The following is a 16,501-nucleotide window of genomic DNA, read 5'->3' as shown; positions in this document are numbered from 1 at the left end:
TCATTCGATTACACACCGCTGTCAACGCCCATTGTCGTGGATAACGCGGGCCGAGGCCCCCCGAACGCCGGAACCCGTACCGACTTTCAGGCGCGGCCGCCGTGCAGGCGCAGGGCCATCCACAGCTCGGCGCGCACGTCGGGGTCGTCGAGGTCGACCGGGAGCAGGTCGCGGATGCGGCGCATCCGGTAGCGCAGGGTGTGCCGGTGCACGCCCAGGGCATCGGCCGCGGCGTCCCAGCGCCCCGAGGCCGCCAGGTACGCGCGCAGGGAGGCGAGCAGTTCGGCGCCGGAGCGCTCCGCCAGCAGCGGCGCGAGCAGTTCCTCGGCCATCCGGGCCCCGGCGGGGGTGTCGGCCAGGCCCAGCAGGCCGCCGGGCAGTTCGGCGGCGCGCACCGGCCCCCCACCCCGGGAGCGGGCCGCCTCGCGGGCGCGCTCGGCCTGGGCCAGGGCGACGGCGAGCCCGGTGTAGTCGGCCGGTTCGCTGATCCCGACGGGGCCGTCGAGCAGGTCGGCGAGGGCCGCGGCCGGGGTGTCGGCCGACGCCAGCAGCACGGTCCGGCCCTCATGATCGGCGACGAGGACGCCGTGCGGGGGGTGGGCGCCCTGGACCCCGTCCGCGGCGGCGACCACCACGGGAGTGGGAGGGAGCACCGCGACCAGCCGCTCGGCGCCGGGATGGGCCGGGTCCAGGGCCCCGGCGAGGAGGGCGGCGAGCACCCCCTCGCCCATGCGGGCGATGTCGCCGTGGGCGTCCCGCTCCAGTTCCAGGGACAGCAGGGAGACGGCGGCGTTGACCAGGGTCCGCTGCTCGGGCCCCAGCGGCCCGCCGGTGCCCACGGCCAGGAACCCGCGGACCCGGCGGCCGGTGGCCAGCGGCTGGGCCCAGACGCGGTCGCCGCCCGCCGTGACCGCCACGCTGGCGCGGGGTCCCGCGGTCTTGAGCCGCTCCAGTTCCCCGGCCAGGTCCTGCGGGCGCAGGGCCGCCCCGGCGGGGGCCGTGTGGCGCGGGGAGCCGTCGGCCGCCATCAGCAGCACCCGGGCGCCCAGGTCCCGGGCGAGCCGGTCGACGACGGCCTCCGCCCCGGTCAGGGCTGCGCGGGTGAGGTCGCGCTGGGCGGTGAAGGCGCGGCTGAGGCCCTCGTACTCCTCCTTGGCCAGGACCCGGGAGACCTCCTTGCCGATGGCGATGAAGGGGGTCCGGCGGGCGACCTCCAACAGGACGACGCCGAACTCCGCGGCCGCCTCCCGCAGCTCCTCCGGGGTCCGCTCCAGGGCCACGCCCACGCCGAACCCGAGCCCGGCGATGTCGCGCCGGGCCAGCCTGCGCACGTATTCGCGCAGGTCCGGCCGGGAGTCGGCCCAGCGGACGCCGGTGGTGAGCAGCAGCTCGCCCCCGGCCAGGTAGGGGGTGGGGTCGGTGAGCTCGCTGACCGCGACCCACCCCACCGTGCGCTCCAGCCCCTCGTCGCCGGTGAGCGGGCGCAGTCCAAGGGAGGGCGTCCGCACCAGTCCGCCCAGGGTCGGTGGCATCGGGCCTCCACTCGTCGTGCTCGGCGGCCCCTGCCGCATTGGCGCAGGGACCTGCGTCGATTATCCACGGTGTCCATGTCCGCCGGCCCGGACGCGGCCTAGTGTCATGCGGGTCGGGGCCGTGCGGCCCCGTCCCGTTCCACACCCCGTGTCGCACTGAAGGAGGCAGACGCATGGCCGTGACCGAGGTCGCCCAGTCCCGCCGGGTCGTCACCGAGATCCCCGGTCCCAAGTCCCGTGAGCTCCAGGAGCGCCGTGTCGCGGCCGTCGCCAAGGGCGTCGGCAGCGTGCTGCCCGTCTACGTGACCCGGGCCGGCGGCGGGATCGTCGAGGACGTCGACGGCAACGCCCTCATCGACTTCGGCTCGGGCATCGCCGTGACCAACGTCGGCAACGCCGACCCGCGCGTGGTGGAGCGCTCCGCCGAGCAGCTGGGCCGGTTCACGCACACGTGTTTCATGGTCAACCCGTACGAGGCGTACGTGGACGTGTGCGAGGCCCTCAACCGGATCACCCCCGGCGACCACGAGAAGCGCTCGATCCTGCTGAACTCCGGCGCCGAGGCCGTCGAGAACGCGGTGAAGATCGCCCGCAGCGCCACCGGGCGCCAGGCCGTCGTGGTGTTCGACCACGCCTACCACGGCCGCACCAACCTCACCATGGGCCTGACCGCCAAGAACATGCCCTACAAGCAGGGCTTCGGGCCGTTCGCGGGCGAGATCCACCGCATGCCCATGGCCTACGCCTACCGCTGGCCCACCGGCCCGGAGAACTGCGGCCCCGAGGCCGCGGCCATGGTCATCGACCAGATCACCAAGCAGATCGGCGCGGACAACGTCGCCGCCGTGGTGATCGAGCCGATCCAGGGCGAGGGCGGCTTCATCGAGCCCGCCCCCGGCTTCCTGCCCGCCGTGGTGGAGTTCTGCCGCGCCAACGGGATCGTGTTCGTCGCCGACGAGGTGCAGACCGGCTTCGCGCGCACCGGGCAGATGTTCGCCTGCGAGCACGAGGGCATCGTCCCGGACCTCATCACCACCGCCAAGGGCATCGCGGGCGGCCTGCCGCTGGCCGCGGTGACCGGCCGCGCCGAGCTCATGGACGCCGTGCACGGCGGCGGCCTGGGCGGCACCTACGGCGGCAACCCGACCGCCTGCGCCGCCGCGCTGGCGTCGCTGGAGGCCATCGAGTCCGACGACCTGGTCGGGCGCGCCCGCGAGATCGGCGACCTGATGCTGGGCCGGCTGCGCAAGCTGGCCGAGGAGCACCCGGTGATCGGCGACGTGCGCGGCCGCGGCGCGATGATCGCGATCGAGCTGGTCAAGGAGGACAAGACCCCGGACACGGAGGCGCTGGGCAAGGTCCTGTCGTACTGCCACTCCCAGGGCCTGATCCTGCTGAGCGCGGGCACCTACGGCAACGTGATCCGCATGCTGCCGCCGCTGGTCATCGGCGACGACCTCCTCAACGAGGGCCTGGACATCCTGGCCGAGGCGTTCGCCCGCCTGTAGCCGCGCCCCGCGGGCCCTCTCCGGCCCGCACCCCGCGGCCCCTCCGTCCTGGGGCCGCCCGGTGGGCATCGCCCCCTACCGGGTGCCCCAGGCGTAGGTCTGCTTGCGGAGCCTGAGGTACAGGAAGGTTTCGGTGGAGACCACCGAGTCGACGGCGCGCATGGCCGCCAGGATCTCCAGCAGGCGGGCGTCGTCCTCGGCGACGACCTCGACCAGCAGGTCGAAGGAGCCCGCCGTGATGACGACGTACTCCACCCCGGGGATCTCGGAGATCACGTCGGCGGCGGTGTTGAGGTCGCCGTCGGTGCGCACGCCGATCATGGCCTGGCGGTGGAAGCCGAGCATCATGGGGTCGGTGACCCCCACGACCTGGACCACCCCGGACTCCAGCAGGCGCTGGACGCGCTGGCGCACGGCGGCCTCGGACAGGCCCACGGCCTTGCCGATGGCGGCGTAGGACCGGCGGCCGTCCTCCTGGAGCACCTCGATGATGCGTTTGGCGGTCTCGTCCAGGACGATGCCGTTGCCCCTGCGCTGGGGGGCGGGGTCCGACTGGCCGTTCACATGGCCCTCCGTGAATCCAACGTATTTTGTGCGTATGAACGCCGGATTTCATCGACATCTGACGTCCGTACAACGGATTCCAAGGTTACTGCACGGTCATTCGAATGACGAAGACCCCGGCCGGTCAAAGCTGGCCGTCGCGCACCGAATCCAGTGACAGCAGGGCCACGTGCAGGGACAGGCAGGTCTCGACCGAGTCCAGGTCGGCGTCGAGCACGTTGGAGATCCTGCGCAGCCGATCGTAGAACGCGGGCCGGGACAGGTGCGCGTTGCCCGCCGCCAGTGCCTTGTTGCGCCCCGCCGCCAGGTAGTGGCGGAGCATGTCGGTGAGGTCCGAGCCGTGCCGGGCGTCGTGGTCCAGCAGCGGGCCCAGCTCTCGCTCCACGTAGGTCTGCAGCCGCTCGTCGTCGCGGAACAGGTGCAGCAGCCCGCGCAGGTGCAGGTCGGGCAGGCGGTAGAAGGGCCGCCGGTCGCTCTGGCGGACCGCCACGTCGCCCACCTGGCGCGCCTCCAGGAAGGAGCGGCGCACCTCGCGGATGTCGTCCGAGGTGGAGCCGACCGCGAGCACCGCGGCGTCGCCGACGGTCACCGCCAGCCGGTCGGCGAGCATGTGCAGGGTGGCGTCGACGCGCCGCCGGGGCGGCAGCGCCAGCAGGACGCCGACCCGCAGGTCGTCCAGGGAGCCCACCAGTGCGGGCAGCCGCAGCTCGCGGCAGGCGCGGGCGGCGCCCTCCGCGGTGTCGGACAGGCGGGCCTGCGCGGCCAGGCCGGTCCCGTTCTCCCGCAGGCGCAGCACCAGGCCCAGCAGTTCGCGGTTGTTGAGGGGGACACCCACGGCCCGGGCCCGCACCAGGGCCTCCTCGGGGTCGGAGTAGGCGCGGTCGATGATGCCCGCGATGATCGTGCGGTGGGTCTGGCGCTCCAGGCTCTCCTGGTGGCGTTCGAGCAGCCGGCCCAGCGCCAGCGTGGTGGCCGCCCGCTCGATGAGCATGCTCTGGCGGGGGGTGGGGTTGGCCCCGGCGATGAGGATGAGCCGCCCCCAGTCCTGCCCGCGCGCGCCGACCGTGGTGACCAGCCAGCCGGTGGCCGGGGCGTGGACGGTGCGCGTGCCCGACCGCACGGCCCGCGAGCGGCTCTCCCAGGAGGTGAGCAGCGTCCCGGGGTCCTCGCCGTTGAGGTCGCAGGCCAGGACCTGGTGGGAGAGGTTCTCCAGGACCACCGGGCAGCCGGACAGCTGGGTGATCTCGTGCAGGATGCGGTCGGTGTCGGCGCCCTCCACCGACAGCCGGGTGAAGACCGAGTGGAGCTTCTCGGACTCGCGCAGCTCCTCCAGCTGCTCGTTGACGACCCGGATGTGCACGGCCTCGGTGATCTCCACGAACCGGGCCTCCCGGTCCAGCAGGATCACCGGGACCCCGGCCTCGCGGGCGGCGTCCAGGAACGGCCCCGGCAGCTCGGCGTGGTACTTGCGGCCCAGCTCGACGGCGATGCCGCTGACGCCGACGGCCGCGAGGTCGTCGATGTAGCGCTTGAGCGCGTGGGGGTCGTCGGGCATGGCGATGCCGGTGCTGAGCACGAGCTCGCCGCCGCGCAACAGGTGCGCCAGGTCGGTGACCTCGGCGATGTGGACCCAGCGCACGGGCACGTCCAGGTGCTCGGAGCCGACCACGACGCGGGGGCGGGCGCGCTGGAGCGCGGGGAGGCGCAGGACCTCGGCAAGGGTGGGAAGCACGTCCGCATTCTAGGACACAGTGTCAGAAGACGACCGGGGCGGCCTGACACTGTGCACCCCCTTTCGCGGCCCGGCGGCCCGGAACCCGCGGTGAGCAGGGGAAGCGGCCTTCTTACAGGTCGTAAATCCGGCCTGCACGATGTCAACACGGTGGTTCTGGCCACGGCGGCGGTCCGCGGAGAGACTGGGGGCATGTCCGAACTTCTCTCGCGCCACCGCGCGGTCATGCCCTCCTGGCTGCCCCTGTACTACGAGTCCCCGCTGGAGATCGTGTCCGGCAGCGGCTCCCGCGTCACCGACGCGGACGGCCGCACCTACCTGGACTTCTTCACCGGCATCGTGACCAACATGCTCGGCTACGACGTGGCCGAGGTGCGCGAGGCCGTGGAGCGGCAGATCGCCAAGGGCGTCGTGCACACCTCCACGCTGTACCTGATCCGCTCCCAGGTCGAGCTCGCCGAGAAGATCGCCCGCCTGTCGGGCATCCCCGACGCCAAGGTGTTCTTCACCAACTCCGGCACCGAGGCCAACGAGACCGCCCTGCTGCTGGCCACCTGCGCCCGCGGCAGCGACGAGGTGCTGGCCGTGCGCGGCAGCTACCACGGGCGCTCCTACGGCACCATCGCCGTCACCGGCAACCGCGGCTGGAAGAACTCCTCGCTGTCCCCGCTCAACGTGCACTACCTGCACGGCACCGACCACGCCTCCCCGGTGTTCCGCGGCATGTCGGAGAAGGAGTACACCGAGGCCTGCGTCGCCGACCTGCGCGACGTCCTGGACACCGCCGCACCGAACGTGGCCTGTCTGATCGCCGAGCCGATCCAGGGCGTGGGCGGGTTCAACATGCCGCCGGACGGGCTGTACGCCGCCTACAAGGAGGTGCTGGACGAGCACGGGATCCTGTTCGTCTCCGACGAGGTGCAGACCGGCTGGGGCCGCACCGGCACCAGTTTCTTCGGCATCGGGAACCACGGGGTCACCCCGGACATGATGACCTTCGCCAAGGGCCTGGGCAACGGCTTCGCCGTCGGCGGCGTCGTGGCGCGCGGCGACCTCATGGACGGCCTGTCGGCGCTGGGCGTGGCCACCTTCGGCGGGAACCCGGTGTCGATGGCGGCCGCCGGGGCCACCCTGGACTACGTGCTGGAGCACAACCTCCAGGGCAACGCGCTGCGGCAGGGCTCGCTCATCATCGAGGGCCTGCGGCCGCTGACCGAACTGGCATCGGTGGCGGACGTGCGCGGCAAGGGCCTGATGTTCGCCGTCGAGATGGCGGACCCGCGCACCGGCGGCCCCTCCTCGGCCCTGGCCGGCCGGGTGCTGGAGGCCACCCGCGAGCGGGGCCTGCTGGTGGGCAAGGGCGGCGTGCACGGCAACGTGCTGCGCATGGCCCCGCCGCTGACCCTGTCCGCCGAGGACGCCGCCCAGGGGCGCGACCTGCTGCTGGACGCCGTCCGCGCGGTCAACGCCCAGGCCTGACACGACCCGAGGAGACCAGACATGGGCAAGCACGTCACCCACTGGATCGGCGGACGCCGCTACCAGGGCCCGGCCGAGCGCCAGGGCGACATCTACAACCCGGCGACGGGCGCGGTCACCGGCACCGTCGACTTCGCGGGCCCCGAGGAGGTGGACGCGGCGGTATCCGCGGCCCGGGCGGCGTTCCCGGGCTGGCGGGACACGTCGCTGTCGCGGCGGGTACAGATCCTGTTCCGGTTCCGGGAGCTGCTCAACGCCAACAGGGACGAGCTGGCCGCGGCGATCAGCGCCGAACACGGCAAGGTGTTCTCCGACGCGCAGGGCGAGGTGGCCCGCGGCCTGGAGGTCGTGGACTTCGCCTGCGGCATCCCCCACCTGCTCAAGGGCGGCTACTCCGAGAACGTGTCCACCGGCGTGGACTCCTACTCCATCCTCCAGCCGCTGGGCGTGGTCGCGGGCATCACCCCGTTCAACTTCCCGGCCATGGTGCCGATGTGGATGTTCCCTGTGGCGATCGCCTGCGGCAACGCGTTCGTCCTCAAGCCCAGCGAGAAGGACCCCTCGGCGTCGCTGCTCATCGCCGGGCTGTGGGAGGAGGCCGGGCTGCCCGAGGGCGTGTTCAGCGTGGTCCAGGGCGACAAGGTGGCCGTGGACGCGCTCCTGGAGCACCCCGACGTGGCGGCGGTGAGCTTCGTGGGCTCCACCCCGATCGCCCGGTACATCTACCGGACGGCCGCCGAGCACGGCAAGCGGGTCCAGGCGCTGGGCGGGGCCAAGAACCACATGGTGGTACTGCCCGACGCCGACCTGGACCTGGCCGCCGACCAGGCGGTGTCGGCCGGGTTCGGCTCGGCCGGGGAACGCTGCATGGCCATCTCCGCGGTGGTCGCGGTGGACCCGGTGGGCGACGAGCTGGTCGCCCGGATCAAGGAGCGGATCTCCCGGCTGCGGGTGGGGCCCGGCGACGACGAGCGCAGCGAGATGGGCCCGCTGGTCACCCGCGAGCACCGCGACAAGGTCGCCTCCTACCTGGAGTCGGGGGTGCGCGAGGGCGCGACGCTGGCCGTCGACGGCCGGGTGCACCCGGTCCTGGGCGGCGGGGAGGACGGGTTCTGGCTGGGGCCGACGCTGCTCGACCACGTGGGCCCGGAGATGTCCTGCTACCGCGACGAGATCTTCGGCCCGGTCCTGAGCGTGCTGCGGGCGGACGACTACGACTCCGCGGTGAAGCTGGTCAACGACAACCCCTACGGCAACGGGACGGCGATCTTCACCAACGACGGCGGGGCGGCCCGTCGGTTCCAGAACGAGGTCGAGGTGGGGATGGTCGGCGTCAACGTGCCGATCCCGGTGCCGATGGCCTACTACTCGTTCGGCGGGTGGAAGCAGTCGCTGTTCGGCGACTCGCACGCGCACGGCACCGAGGGCGTGCACTTCTACACCCGCACCAAGGCGGTCACCGCCCGGTGGACCGACCCGGGCGCGCGCCCGTCCGGCGGCGTGGACCTCGGGTTCCCCACCAACGGCTGACGGGTCCCCCGCCGGCGAATGACAACGGACATTCCCGACTGTCAGCAGTTCCGGGAAATACCGGACGGATACGTCCCACCGACGGTCGCGGCGGGCGACTCGGAGTATCGTGGTTGTCGCCCGCCCCTCACGGGGCGTGGCCGACGGCCTGATCACGGGACCATTCCGGGAAAGGCGCGCTCAACTTCCCCTCCTCCCCATGGAAGCGGGTGCGCCGGCGGGAGCGCTCCGGGTCCTTCTCTCCCCCTTGGACCCGGAGCGCGACCGTGTTCTCCTCAGCGGGCGGCGAACACCCGGGTGTCGGCGGCGACCGGCGATCCGGCGCCGACGAGCTCCGCGCAGTCACCACAACCGAACACCGGCACCCCGTCCGGCAGGACGCCCAGGGCGATCCGCGGCCGGGGCCATCGCGTGTGGCAGACGGCGCAGGCATCCCCCGTGCACTGCTCCGCGCTCAGCGATTCCGGGTCGTACACGTATCCGTCGGATACGGCGTCGGCCTCCGCATCCGATACGCACATCGTGCTCGTTCCGCGCAATGTCCCTGCTCCCCCCGTGGTTTAGGACAGTCTGGCGGGCCGATAGTTACCGGCTCTTTATTCAATCAGAGGCACTCGGCACCTGGAAGGGTCCGTCCCCATCTAAATCACTCCGTGCAGGTAGATCATAGCTCTAAGTAACCAAGCCTGGGAAGACCCCGCCTGAAATCTGAGCGATCAGCGGATTTGTCGGACATCCTGGAGGTGGACTACCCCCGATCACATCGAATCAGTCACGGGGTACCACCACAAAGCGGCGCATCGCCAACGCGGGGTTGGTCGTACGGACCTCGTCCACCCGTGAGGCCGAAACCTCGGCGACGGCCACCTCGAAGCCCTGCTCCCCCAGCGCCGCGATCGGCGTCCCCATCGGATCGACCACCATGCTGTTGCCCGCCCCCGTGGGCGCGGACTGCCCGGCGGCGGCGACGTACACGGTGTTCTCCACCGCCCGGGCGCGCGCCAGCGTCCGCCAGTGCTCCTCCTTGAGCGGTCCGGGCACCCACTGGGCGGCCAGCAGCACCACGTGCGCCCCGGCGTCCGCGATCCGCCGGGTCACCTCGGGGAAGCGCAGGTCGTAGCAGGTCTGCAGGCCGAAGGTCACGCCCTCGACGGCGAAGGTCTCCGGCTCCTCGACGGGCCCGGGCGCGACCACGTCGGACTCCCTGACACCGAACGCGTCGTACAGGTGGATCTTGCGGTAGAGCGCGACCCGTTCGCCCCGCGGCGACAGCGCCACCAGCGTGTTGGAGAAGTGCGTGCCCCCGGCGGTCTCCTCGTTGACGCCCAGCACCAGGTGGACGCCCTCCCGGCGGGCGGTGTCGGCGGCGGCCGCGACGAACGGCCCGTCCAGGGGCTCGGCCGCCTCGACGTAGCGGCCGTCGGTGCGGGACGCGGTGAACATCGTGTACTCGGGCAGCAGCACCACCCGCGCCCCCAGGGCCGCGGCCCGCGCGGCCAGCCTCCCCACCGAGCGCAGGTTCTCCGCCTTGTCCTGGGCGGGGGCGAACTGGGCGACAGCGACCTGCACCATCGGATCCTCCTCGTCGACGCGGGTGGGCACGAGTGTACGGCCACCCCCTTGCCAGCGGACTGAACGCGTGTTTAACCTATTGAACATGAGTTCAGCCGACGCCTCCGACCTCACCGCGCGCGCCCGCATCCGCGACGCCGCCCTCGAGTACTTCGGAAGGCACGGCTTCAAGGTGACGATCCGGGCCATCGCCGAGAAGGCGGGGGTCTCCCCCGGCCTGGTCATGCACCATTTCGGGTCCAAGGACGGTCTGCGCAGGGCCTGCGACGACCACGTCTTCGAGGTCATGCACAGGGTCAAGAGGGAGACGGTGACCTCCGACCCCTCGGTCGCCCTCCAGTACGTGGCGCACGTCGAGGAGTTCGCCCCCCTGCTGGCCTACGCCATCCGCTCCTTCCAGGAGGGCGGCGCCGTCGGCCTGGCCCTGTACGAGCGCATCGTCGAGGACGTCCAGGGCTACCTCGCCGCGGGCGAGGCCGCCGGGACGATCCGGCCCAGCCGCGACCGGGCCAAGCGCGCCCGGTGGCTGGCCGAGAGCTCCATGGGCTCCCTCCTCGTAGCACTGTCCGCCCGACCCGACCCCGACGACATCGACTTCCCACTGTTCCTGCGGGAATGGATGGAGGAGCACATGCTCCCGGTACTGGAGCTGTACACCGAAGGTCTCTACACCGACCGGCAGATGCTCGACGCCTACCTGCTGTACGTCTGCGACCCGCCCGAGGGCACCCGCTGACGCACCAGGCCCCCGGGCATCCCCCCATCGGAAGAGAGAAGAGACCACCCGCCATGTCCTCACCCGTCATCGACGCGCGCGGCGTCGACAAGTACTTCGGCCGGTTCCAGGCCCTCAACGGCCTGGACCTCACCGTGGAGGCCGGCAGGGTCGCCGGGTTCCTCGGCCCCAACGGCTCCGGCAAGTCCACGACCATCCGCGTCCTGCTCGGCCTGCTCAAGGCCGACGCCGGCACCGTCCGCCTGCTGGGCGGCGACCCCTGGAAGGACGCCGTCTCCCTGCACAGGAGGCTGGCCTACGTCCCCGGCGACGTCACCCTGTGGCCCAACCTGACCGGCGGCCAGGCCATCGACCTGCTCGGGCGGCTGCGCGGCGGCCTGCACCGGGCCCGCCGCGAGGAGCTGCTGGCCCGGTTCGAGCTGGACCCCACCAAGAAGGCGCGCACCTACTCCAAGGGCAACCGGCAGAAGGTCGCCCTGGTCGCCGCCCTCGCCTCCGACGCCGAGCTGCTCATCCTGGACGAGCCGACCTCCGGGCTGGACCCGCTGATGGAGGCGGTGTTCACCGGGTGCGTGCTGGAGGCCAAGGAGCAGGGGCGCACGGTCCTGCTGTCCAGCCACATCCTGTCCGAGGTCGAGAAGCTCTGCGACACGGTCACCATCATCCGCCAGGGCAGGGCCGTGGAGTCGGGGACCCTGGAGGACCTGCGCCACCTGACCCGGTCGTCCGTGCGCGCCACCGTCTCCGGCGACCCCTCGGCGCTGGCCGGGCTGGCCGGGGTGCACAACGCGGAGGTCGACGGCGACCGGATCTCCATGGACGTGGACAACGACCACCTCGACACCGTCATGCGGGCGGTGACCGGCCTGGGGGTCCGCTCCCTCGTGAGCAACCCGCCCTCCCTGGAGGAACTGTTCCTGCGCCACTACGGCGACGAGCTGGCCGCCCTCAACGGCGACCGGGGGAGCGCGGCATGAGCGCCCTCACCGGGACCGGGACCCTGACCCGGTTCATCCTGCGCCGCGACCGCATCCGGATGTCGGTGTGGGTGGTCGCCCTGGTGGGCACGGTCGGCCTGACCGTCCCCACCCTGGACGAGGCCTTCGCCACCGAAGCCCAGCGCCAGGCCCGGGCGGCGCTCATGGACACGCCCACCGGGATCCTCTTCGGCGGCCCGGGCTTCGGGCTCGACGACTACACGCTCGGCGCCATGGTGGTCAACGAGCTGACCATGAGCCTGCTCATCGCCATGGCGATCATGAGCATCCTGCACGTGGTCCGGCACACCCGGGCCGAGGAGGAGAGCGGCCGCGCCGAGCTGCTGCGGGCCGGGGTCCTGGGCAGCGGCGCCCAGATGACGGCGGCGCTGCTCACCGTCGCCCTGCTGAACCTGCTCATCGGCGGGCTGACCGGGGCGATCATGGCCGGCTACGGGCTGGACGCCGTCGACTCCCTGGTCTACGGGCTGGGGCTGGGGCTGGCCGGCCTCACCTTCGGCGCCGTCACCGCGGTGTGCGCCCAGCTCACCGAGCACGGGCGGGCCGCCTCCGGGACGGCCTTCCTCGTCACCGGGCTGCTCTTCATGGCCCGCGTCGTCGGCGACCTGGCCGAGCGCGGGGGCGGGCCCTCCTCCTGGGCCTCCCCGTTCGCCTGGGTGCAGCAGACCCGGGTGTTCGACGACCTGCGGTGGTGGCCGCTGGCCCTGTACCCGCTGGCGATCCTGGCCCTGTTCGGCACCGCCTACGCCCTGGCGGGGCGCCGGGACCTGGGCGCGGGACTGGTCCCGTCCCGCCCCGGTCCGGCCGCTGCGGGCCCGCTGCTCAACGGCGTCCTCGCCCTGCACCTGCGCCAGCAGCGGGGGTCGATCATCGCCTGGAGCGCCGCGACCTTCCTGTTCTCGATCTCCTTCGGCACGCTGGCCACCGAGGTCGAGGGGATGCTCGACTCCAACCCCGAGCTGGTGGCCCTGCTCGGCTCCGCCGCCGAGGACGTGACCGCGGGCTTCCTCGGCGTCATGTCGAGCTACGTGATCATGGCGGCCGCCGCCCAGGGCATCCTGTCGGTCCTGCGCGCGCGCAGCGAGGAGTCGGCGGGCCGCGCCGAACTCGTCCTGGCCACGGCGGTGGGGCGGATCCGCTGGTACGGCGCCGCCCTGGCGGTGGGCGTCCTGTCCACGGGCCTGCTCGTGGTCCTGGGCGGGCTCGGCATCGGCATCGGAGCGCTCAGCGCCACGGACGACGCCTCCTGGATCGGCACGATGCTGGAGTCGGCGCTGTCGCAGGCGCCGGTGGCGCTGGCGTTCGTCGCGGCCACCGCGCTGTTCGTCGGGGCGGCCCCGCGCCTGATGCCGCTGGTGTGGCTGTGGCTGGGGTACAGCGTCTTCACCACCATGCTCGGCGCCCTGCTGGGGATGCCCGACTGGGCGCTGGACCTCAGCGCGTTCGGGATGCTACCGCAGCCGCCGATGGAGGAGTTCGAGGCGGCACCGGTCGTGATCGCCTCCGCCGCGGTCGCGGCCGCCCTGGCCCTGGCGCTGGCGGGCTTCCGCCGCCGCGACCTGGACACCGCCTGAGCGGCGCCGCCCCCGGGGGGCCTCAGTCCCCGGGGGCGGCGCGGCGCGCGCCGGCGGCGAGGCCGCGGGCGTGGAACAGGGCGGCCGCCAGGACCCCCGCCGCACCGCAGGCCAGCGGCACGAGCGGGGACGGGGCGCCGTCCAGCCGGGTCAGCGCGTAGACGATGCCGGACGCCGCCACGAGCTGCACCCAGCCGCCGAGGACGTTGGGGACCGGTCCGTCGCCGAACACGTTGGGGTACGAGCGGCCGGTGATCCCCGTGACGAAGTGCGGGAGGCCGTTGCCGAGCAGGAGTCCGGCCAGCAGGCCGAGGAGGAGGGAGGGCAGCATGGGGCGCCTCTCGGATCGGGGGTACCGCACCCGATCCTAGGGAGCCCGGAGCCCGGCCGGGAAGGGGTCAGGGGAGGAAGGACAGCGCCCAGGCGGGGGCCAGGACGATGATGAGGAAGCGGGCGGTGCGGGTCGCGAAGGTGACGGCCGAGAACAGCACGATGTTCATCCGCACCACGCCCGCCAGGACGGAGACCACCATGAACGGCGGGATGCTCGCGAACGAGCTGAGCGCCAGCAGGCCCACCCCCCAGGCGGGGCGCTCCTCGGCCCTGCTCCGCCAGCGGGCGGCCCGCTCGGTCCACTTGCCCGGCGTCTCGGTGCGCCTGCGCAGCCAGGGCGCGGAGAGCGTCCCCTTGCCCGCGTAGTAGTAGGGCAGCTTGCCCAGGGTCTGCCCCAGGCCGGCGGCGACCGCCATGGCCACCAGGGCGCCGTCGCCGTTCACGGCCACGGCGCCCAGCAGGTAGACCTCGATGTTGAGGACCGGGACCAGTCCCGCCGCGAGGGCGATGACGAAGGCCAGTCCGGTCTCGACCACCCCCGGGTCAGCTCTCCGCGGCCGCGAGCTGGCCGCAGGCCCCGTCGATCTCCTGGCCGCGGGTGTCGCGCACGGTCACCGAGACGCCGTGGGACTGCAGGCGCCGGACGAACTCGCGCTCGTCCTCGGGGCGCGACGCGGTCCACTTGGACCCCGGGGTGGGGTTGAGCGGGATCAGGTTCACGTGCACCAGGTGGCCCTTGAGCAGCCTGCCGAGCAGGTCGGCCCGCCACGCCTGGTCGTTGACGTCCTTGATGAGCGCGTACTCGATGGAGACCCGGCGGCCGGTCGTCCCGGCGTAGCGCCAGGCGGCGTCGAGCACCTCGGCGACCTTCCAGCGGGTGTTGATCGGCACCAGCTCGTCGCGCAGCTCGTCGTCCGGGGCGTGCAGCGAGATCGCCAGGCGCACCTGCATCTTCTCGGCGGTGAGCTTGTCGATCGCCGGGACCAGGCCCACCGTGGACACGGTGACGCCGCGCTGGGAGATGCCCAGCCCGTCGGGCACCGGGTCGGTGATCCGGCGCACCGTCTCCAGGACGCGCTTGTAGTTGGCCATGGGCTCGCCCATGCCCATGAACACGATGTTGCTGATCCGCCCCGGTCCGCCGGCCACCTGGCCGCGGGCCAGGTCGCGGGCGCTGGCCACCACCTGCTCCACGATCTCGCCGGTGGACAGGTTGCGGGTGAGCCCCGCCTGCCCGGTGGCGCAGAACGGGCAGTTCATGCCGCAGCCCGCCTGTGAGGAGATGCACAGGGTGACGCGGTCCGGGTAGCGCATCAGCACCGACTCGAACAGCACCCCGTCGAACGCCTTCCACAGGGTCTTGCGGGTCATCCCGTCGTCGCAGGTGATGTGCTTGACGGGGGTGAGCAGGCGGGGCAGCAGGGCCTCGCCCAGCTTCTCCCGCGAGGAGGCGGGCAGGTCGGTCATGGCCGAGGTGTCCGACTCCAGACCGCCGAAGTAGTGCTTGGCGATCTGTTTGGCCCGGAAGGGCTTCTCCCCCAGCTCGGCGACGACCTCGGCCCGCTCCTGCGGGGTGAGGTCGGCCAGGTGCCGGGGAGGCTTGGCGCGGCGCGGTGCGACGAAGGTGAGCTCGGCGGGCATAGAGAGTCCGTAAGGGTGGAGTCGATGGTCTCGGCCCGGCGCGGGACGGCAGCGGCTCGGGTCGTTATACGACCTATACGCGGCTGCGGATACGGCTCCGCCTGTCAGGGCACTACCGTCGATTCTACGCATTGCAGGGACGGGTCGGATCGGACCCGCGAAGGACGGCGGATCGGCACATGTGGGAGGGCCGGTGACAGGGATCGAGGTCCTGCTCGACGAGGTCAGCCCGTACCAGAGCCGTCGCGTCGTCGTCGAGTGCGACTCCCGGACCACGGCCGCCTACCTGCTGGACGCGCGCGGGCGCATCCGCGTCCCGGTGTGGCTGGCCAACCACGAGATCGCCCCCCGCGCCGCCGAGCCCGGCGGCTCCTTCGAGGGGCGGGCCCCGCTGATGCCGGAGGGGCACACCAAGCACCCGCAGGGGCGCCCACGGTTCGACCCCTCCTGTCTGCGTGCGGTGTGGTTCGAGGAGGGCGACGGGGTCGCGCTGGTCGACGAGGAGGGCCTGCTCGCGGTCATCCCCGGCTGGGCGGAGGCCGACAGCGGCCTGCCCGGGTACGCCCGCGAGGCGATCGGGCGCAGCGCCTACGCCTGGGAGCTGGACCCGGTCAAGGGACAGCTGTGGCCGCGGGTGGTGCACGCGGAGGCCTACTGGGACTGGCGGCGGGCCTCGGGCGCGTGGCGCAGCGTGCAGCGCACGGTGCTGGGGCACCTCAACCGGACGGTGGGCGCGGCCGGCCACTACTGGGACGTGTCCGACGGCCACCCGCCGCTGCTGCGGGTGTCGGAGCGCCCGCCCTCCGAGGACCGGCCGTTCACGATCCTGTCGACCGTGGGCATGTGCGGGCAGCGGATGCCCACCCTGGACCGGTACATGGCCGACACCTCCAGGTACGCGCGGGTGGAGCTGGCGCTGGCCACCACCATGCCCGCGCACCACGCGGCGCGGATCTTCCGGTGGATCGGCGCGTTCCCGTGGCGGGCGGTGACCTGGTTCGGGACCGGGCACACGGTCAAGTGGCTGGACAACCCCGAGGACCGGGCGATGCGCCGGGGCGCGGGGGCGGTGCTGCTGCTGGAGGACCCCTCGCCCCTCGTGGCCGCCGCCGGGCACGCCCCGCCGGACACCGCGGGGCTGACCTTCCAGGGCGACCCGGTGCGGTGGCTGTGGATCGTGCCCATCACCCGCCCCGAGCACCTGTTCGCCAAGGAGCACGACAGCGCGACCCTCGTGGAGAAGCTGGCGGCGGAGGGCCGCAGCTGGATCCTGTCGTGAGCCCGGGGTCCCGGGAACGGGAC

At 72.7% G+C, this 16,501-nt stretch carries 15 protein-coding genes; 7 read left to right on the top strand and 8 right to left on the bottom strand.

Annotated elements, in window-relative coordinates; genetic code table 11:
- Positions 1 to 86: 86 nt before the first annotated feature.
- Entirely contained in the window at positions 87 to 1,532 is a 1,446-nt protein-coding gene (locus tag ACFVNO_RS03760; protein ID WP_378888947.1) for a PucR family transcriptional regulator, read from the bottom strand.
- A 173-nt stretch (positions 1,533 to 1,705) separates the two neighbouring features.
- On the opposite strand from ACFVNO_RS03760, the gene gabT reads away from it, so the two are divergent.
- Positions 1,706 to 3,040, top strand: coding sequence for a 4-aminobutyrate--2-oxoglutarate transaminase (gene gabT / locus ACFVNO_RS03755; RefSeq protein ID WP_378888944.1), 1,335 nt, complete (start codon positions 1,706 to 1,708; stop codon positions 3,038 to 3,040).
- Positions 3,041 to 3,115: 75 nt separating this feature from the next.
- Here gabT and ACFVNO_RS03750 read toward each other — a convergent pair whose 3' ends face one another.
- A complete protein-coding gene (locus ACFVNO_RS03750) occupies positions 3,116 to 3,604 on the bottom strand; it encodes an Lrp/AsnC family transcriptional regulator (protein ID WP_220565157.1) in 489 nt (162 codons plus the stop codon).
- Between the two features lie 124 nt (positions 3,605 to 3,728).
- Entirely contained in the window at positions 3,729 to 5,336 is a 1,608-nt protein-coding gene (locus tag ACFVNO_RS03745) for a PucR family transcriptional regulator (RefSeq protein ID WP_220565155.1), read from the bottom strand.
- A gap of 192 nt (positions 5,337 to 5,528) precedes the next feature.
- Between ACFVNO_RS03745 and ACFVNO_RS03740 the strand changes: the two genes are divergently transcribed.
- Both ACFVNO_RS03740 and ACFVNO_RS03735 read left to right on the top strand, forming a co-directional pair.
- Positions 5,529 to 6,815 carry an aspartate aminotransferase family protein gene (locus ACFVNO_RS03740; RefSeq protein WP_378888939.1) on the top strand — a complete coding sequence of 429 codons (1,287 nt, stop codon included), beginning with the start codon at positions 5,529 to 5,531 and terminating at the stop codon, positions 6,813 to 6,815.
- Between the two features lie 21 nt (positions 6,816 to 6,836).
- Positions 6,837 to 8,345: a CoA-acylating methylmalonate-semialdehyde dehydrogenase gene (locus ACFVNO_RS03735; protein ID WP_355256957.1), complete on the top strand. Its 1,509-nt coding sequence runs from the start codon at positions 6,837 to 6,839 to the stop codon at positions 8,343 to 8,345.
- Positions 8,346 to 8,620: 275 nt separating this feature from the next.
- On the opposite strand, the gene ACFVNO_RS03730 is transcribed toward ACFVNO_RS03735, so the two are convergent.
- Both ACFVNO_RS03730 and ACFVNO_RS03725 read right to left on the bottom strand, forming a co-directional pair.
- Positions 8,621 to 8,866, bottom strand: coding sequence for a hypothetical protein (locus tag ACFVNO_RS03730; protein ID WP_378888935.1), 246 nt, complete (start codon positions 8,864 to 8,866; stop codon positions 8,621 to 8,623).
- A gap of 247 nt (positions 8,867 to 9,113) precedes the next feature.
- Positions 9,114 to 9,917, bottom strand: a complete 804-nt coding sequence (locus ACFVNO_RS03725) for a carbon-nitrogen hydrolase family protein (protein ID WP_378888932.1) — start codon at positions 9,915 to 9,917, stop codon at positions 9,114 to 9,116.
- Between the two features lie 85 nt (positions 9,918 to 10,002).
- Here ACFVNO_RS03725 and ACFVNO_RS03720 point away from each other — a divergent pair, with 85 nt between their 5' ends.
- Genes ACFVNO_RS03720 through ACFVNO_RS03710 form a run of 3 tightly spaced genes read left to right on the top strand, consistent with a single transcriptional unit; the run spans position 10,003 to position 13,225 of the window.
- Positions 10,003 to 10,653, top strand: a complete 651-nt coding sequence (locus tag ACFVNO_RS03720) for a TetR family transcriptional regulator (RefSeq protein ID WP_378888929.1) — start codon at positions 10,003 to 10,005, stop codon at positions 10,651 to 10,653.
- A gap of 53 nt (positions 10,654 to 10,706) precedes the next feature.
- Positions 10,707 to 11,630, top strand: coding sequence for an ABC transporter ATP-binding protein (locus ACFVNO_RS03715; protein ID WP_355256948.1), 924 nt, complete (start codon positions 10,707 to 10,709; stop codon positions 11,628 to 11,630).
- Positions 11,627 to 13,225 carry an anibiotic ABC transporter efflux pump gene (locus tag ACFVNO_RS03710; protein WP_355256945.1) on the top strand — a complete coding sequence of 533 codons (1,599 nt, stop codon included), beginning with the start codon at positions 11,627 to 11,629 and terminating at the stop codon, positions 13,223 to 13,225. The genes ACFVNO_RS03715 and ACFVNO_RS03710 overlap by 4 nt, the downstream gene beginning before the upstream one ends.
- A gap of 22 nt (positions 13,226 to 13,247) precedes the next feature.
- Here ACFVNO_RS03710 and ACFVNO_RS03705 read toward each other — a convergent pair whose 3' ends face one another.
- The 3 genes from ACFVNO_RS03705 to rlmN all read right to left on the bottom strand — a co-directional run bounded on the left by ACFVNO_RS03705 (position 13,248) and on the right by rlmN (position 15,199).
- Complete coding sequence (locus tag ACFVNO_RS03705) at positions 13,248 to 13,556, bottom strand: hypothetical protein (RefSeq protein WP_220565142.1); 309 nt, start codon at positions 13,554 to 13,556, stop codon at positions 13,248 to 13,250.
- Between the two features lie 67 nt (positions 13,557 to 13,623).
- Positions 13,624 to 14,094 (bottom strand): hypothetical protein, encoded by a 471-nt coding sequence (locus ACFVNO_RS03700; RefSeq protein WP_220565141.1) that lies wholly within the window; start codon positions 14,092 to 14,094, stop codon positions 13,624 to 13,626.
- Between the two features lie 7 nt (positions 14,095 to 14,101).
- Positions 14,102 to 15,199, bottom strand: coding sequence for a 23S rRNA (adenine(2503)-C(2))-methyltransferase RlmN (gene rlmN, locus ACFVNO_RS03695; protein ID WP_378888924.1), 1,098 nt, complete (start codon positions 15,197 to 15,199; stop codon positions 14,102 to 14,104).
- Positions 15,200 to 15,392: 193 nt separating this feature from the next.
- Between rlmN and ACFVNO_RS03690 the strand changes: the two genes are divergently transcribed.
- Positions 15,393 to 16,478 (top strand): suppressor of fused domain protein, encoded by a 1,086-nt coding sequence (locus ACFVNO_RS03690; RefSeq protein ID WP_355256938.1) that lies wholly within the window; start codon positions 15,393 to 15,395, stop codon positions 16,476 to 16,478.
- Positions 16,479 to 16,501 lie beyond the last annotated feature (23 nt).

Origin of the sequence: Nocardiopsis sp. NPDC057823 (assembly GCF_042797335.1) — a bacterium.
Taxonomy (GTDB): Bacteria; Actinomycetota; Actinomycetes; order Streptosporangiales; family Streptosporangiaceae; genus Nocardiopsis; species Nocardiopsis changdeensis.
This window is presented reverse-complemented; position numbering and strand designations above follow the sequence as displayed.

Excerpts from the sequence above, each read along its gene's own strand:
- ACFVNO_RS03740 (WP_378888939.1), top strand. The coding sequence starts at position 5,529 with ATGTCCGAACTTCTCTCGCGCCACCGCGCGGTCATGCCCTCCTGGCTG.
- ACFVNO_RS03725 (WP_378888932.1), bottom strand. The coding sequence starts at position 9,917 with ATGGTGCAGGTCGCTGTCGCCCAGTTCGCCCCCGCCCAGGACAAGGCG.
- ACFVNO_RS03710 (WP_355256945.1), top strand. The coding sequence starts at position 11,627 with ATGAGCGCCCTCACCGGGACCGGGACCCTGACCCGGTTCATCCTGCGC.
- rlmN (WP_378888924.1), bottom strand. The coding sequence starts at position 15,199 with ATGCCCGCCGAGCTCACCTTCGTCGCACCGCGCCGCGCCAAGCCTCCC.
- ACFVNO_RS03735 (WP_355256957.1), top strand. The coding sequence starts at position 6,837 with ATGGGCAAGCACGTCACCCACTGGATCGGCGGACGCCGCTACCAGGGC.
- ACFVNO_RS03715 (WP_355256948.1), top strand. The coding sequence starts at position 10,707 with ATGTCCTCACCCGTCATCGACGCGCGCGGCGTCGACAAGTACTTCGGC.
- ACFVNO_RS03705 (WP_220565142.1), bottom strand. The coding sequence starts at position 13,556 with ATGCTGCCCTCCCTCCTCCTCGGCCTGCTGGCCGGACTCCTGCTCGGC.
- ACFVNO_RS03720 (WP_378888929.1), top strand. The coding sequence starts at position 10,003 with ATGAGTTCAGCCGACGCCTCCGACCTCACCGCGCGCGCCCGCATCCGC.
- gabT (WP_378888944.1), top strand. The coding sequence starts at position 1,706 with ATGGCCGTGACCGAGGTCGCCCAGTCCCGCCGGGTCGTCACCGAGATC.
- ACFVNO_RS03730 (WP_378888935.1), bottom strand. The coding sequence starts at position 8,866 with ATGTGCGTATCGGATGCGGAGGCCGACGCCGTATCCGACGGATACGTG.
- ACFVNO_RS03760 (WP_378888947.1), bottom strand. The coding sequence starts at position 1,532 with ATGCCACCGACCCTGGGCGGACTGGTGCGGACGCCCTCCCTTGGACTG.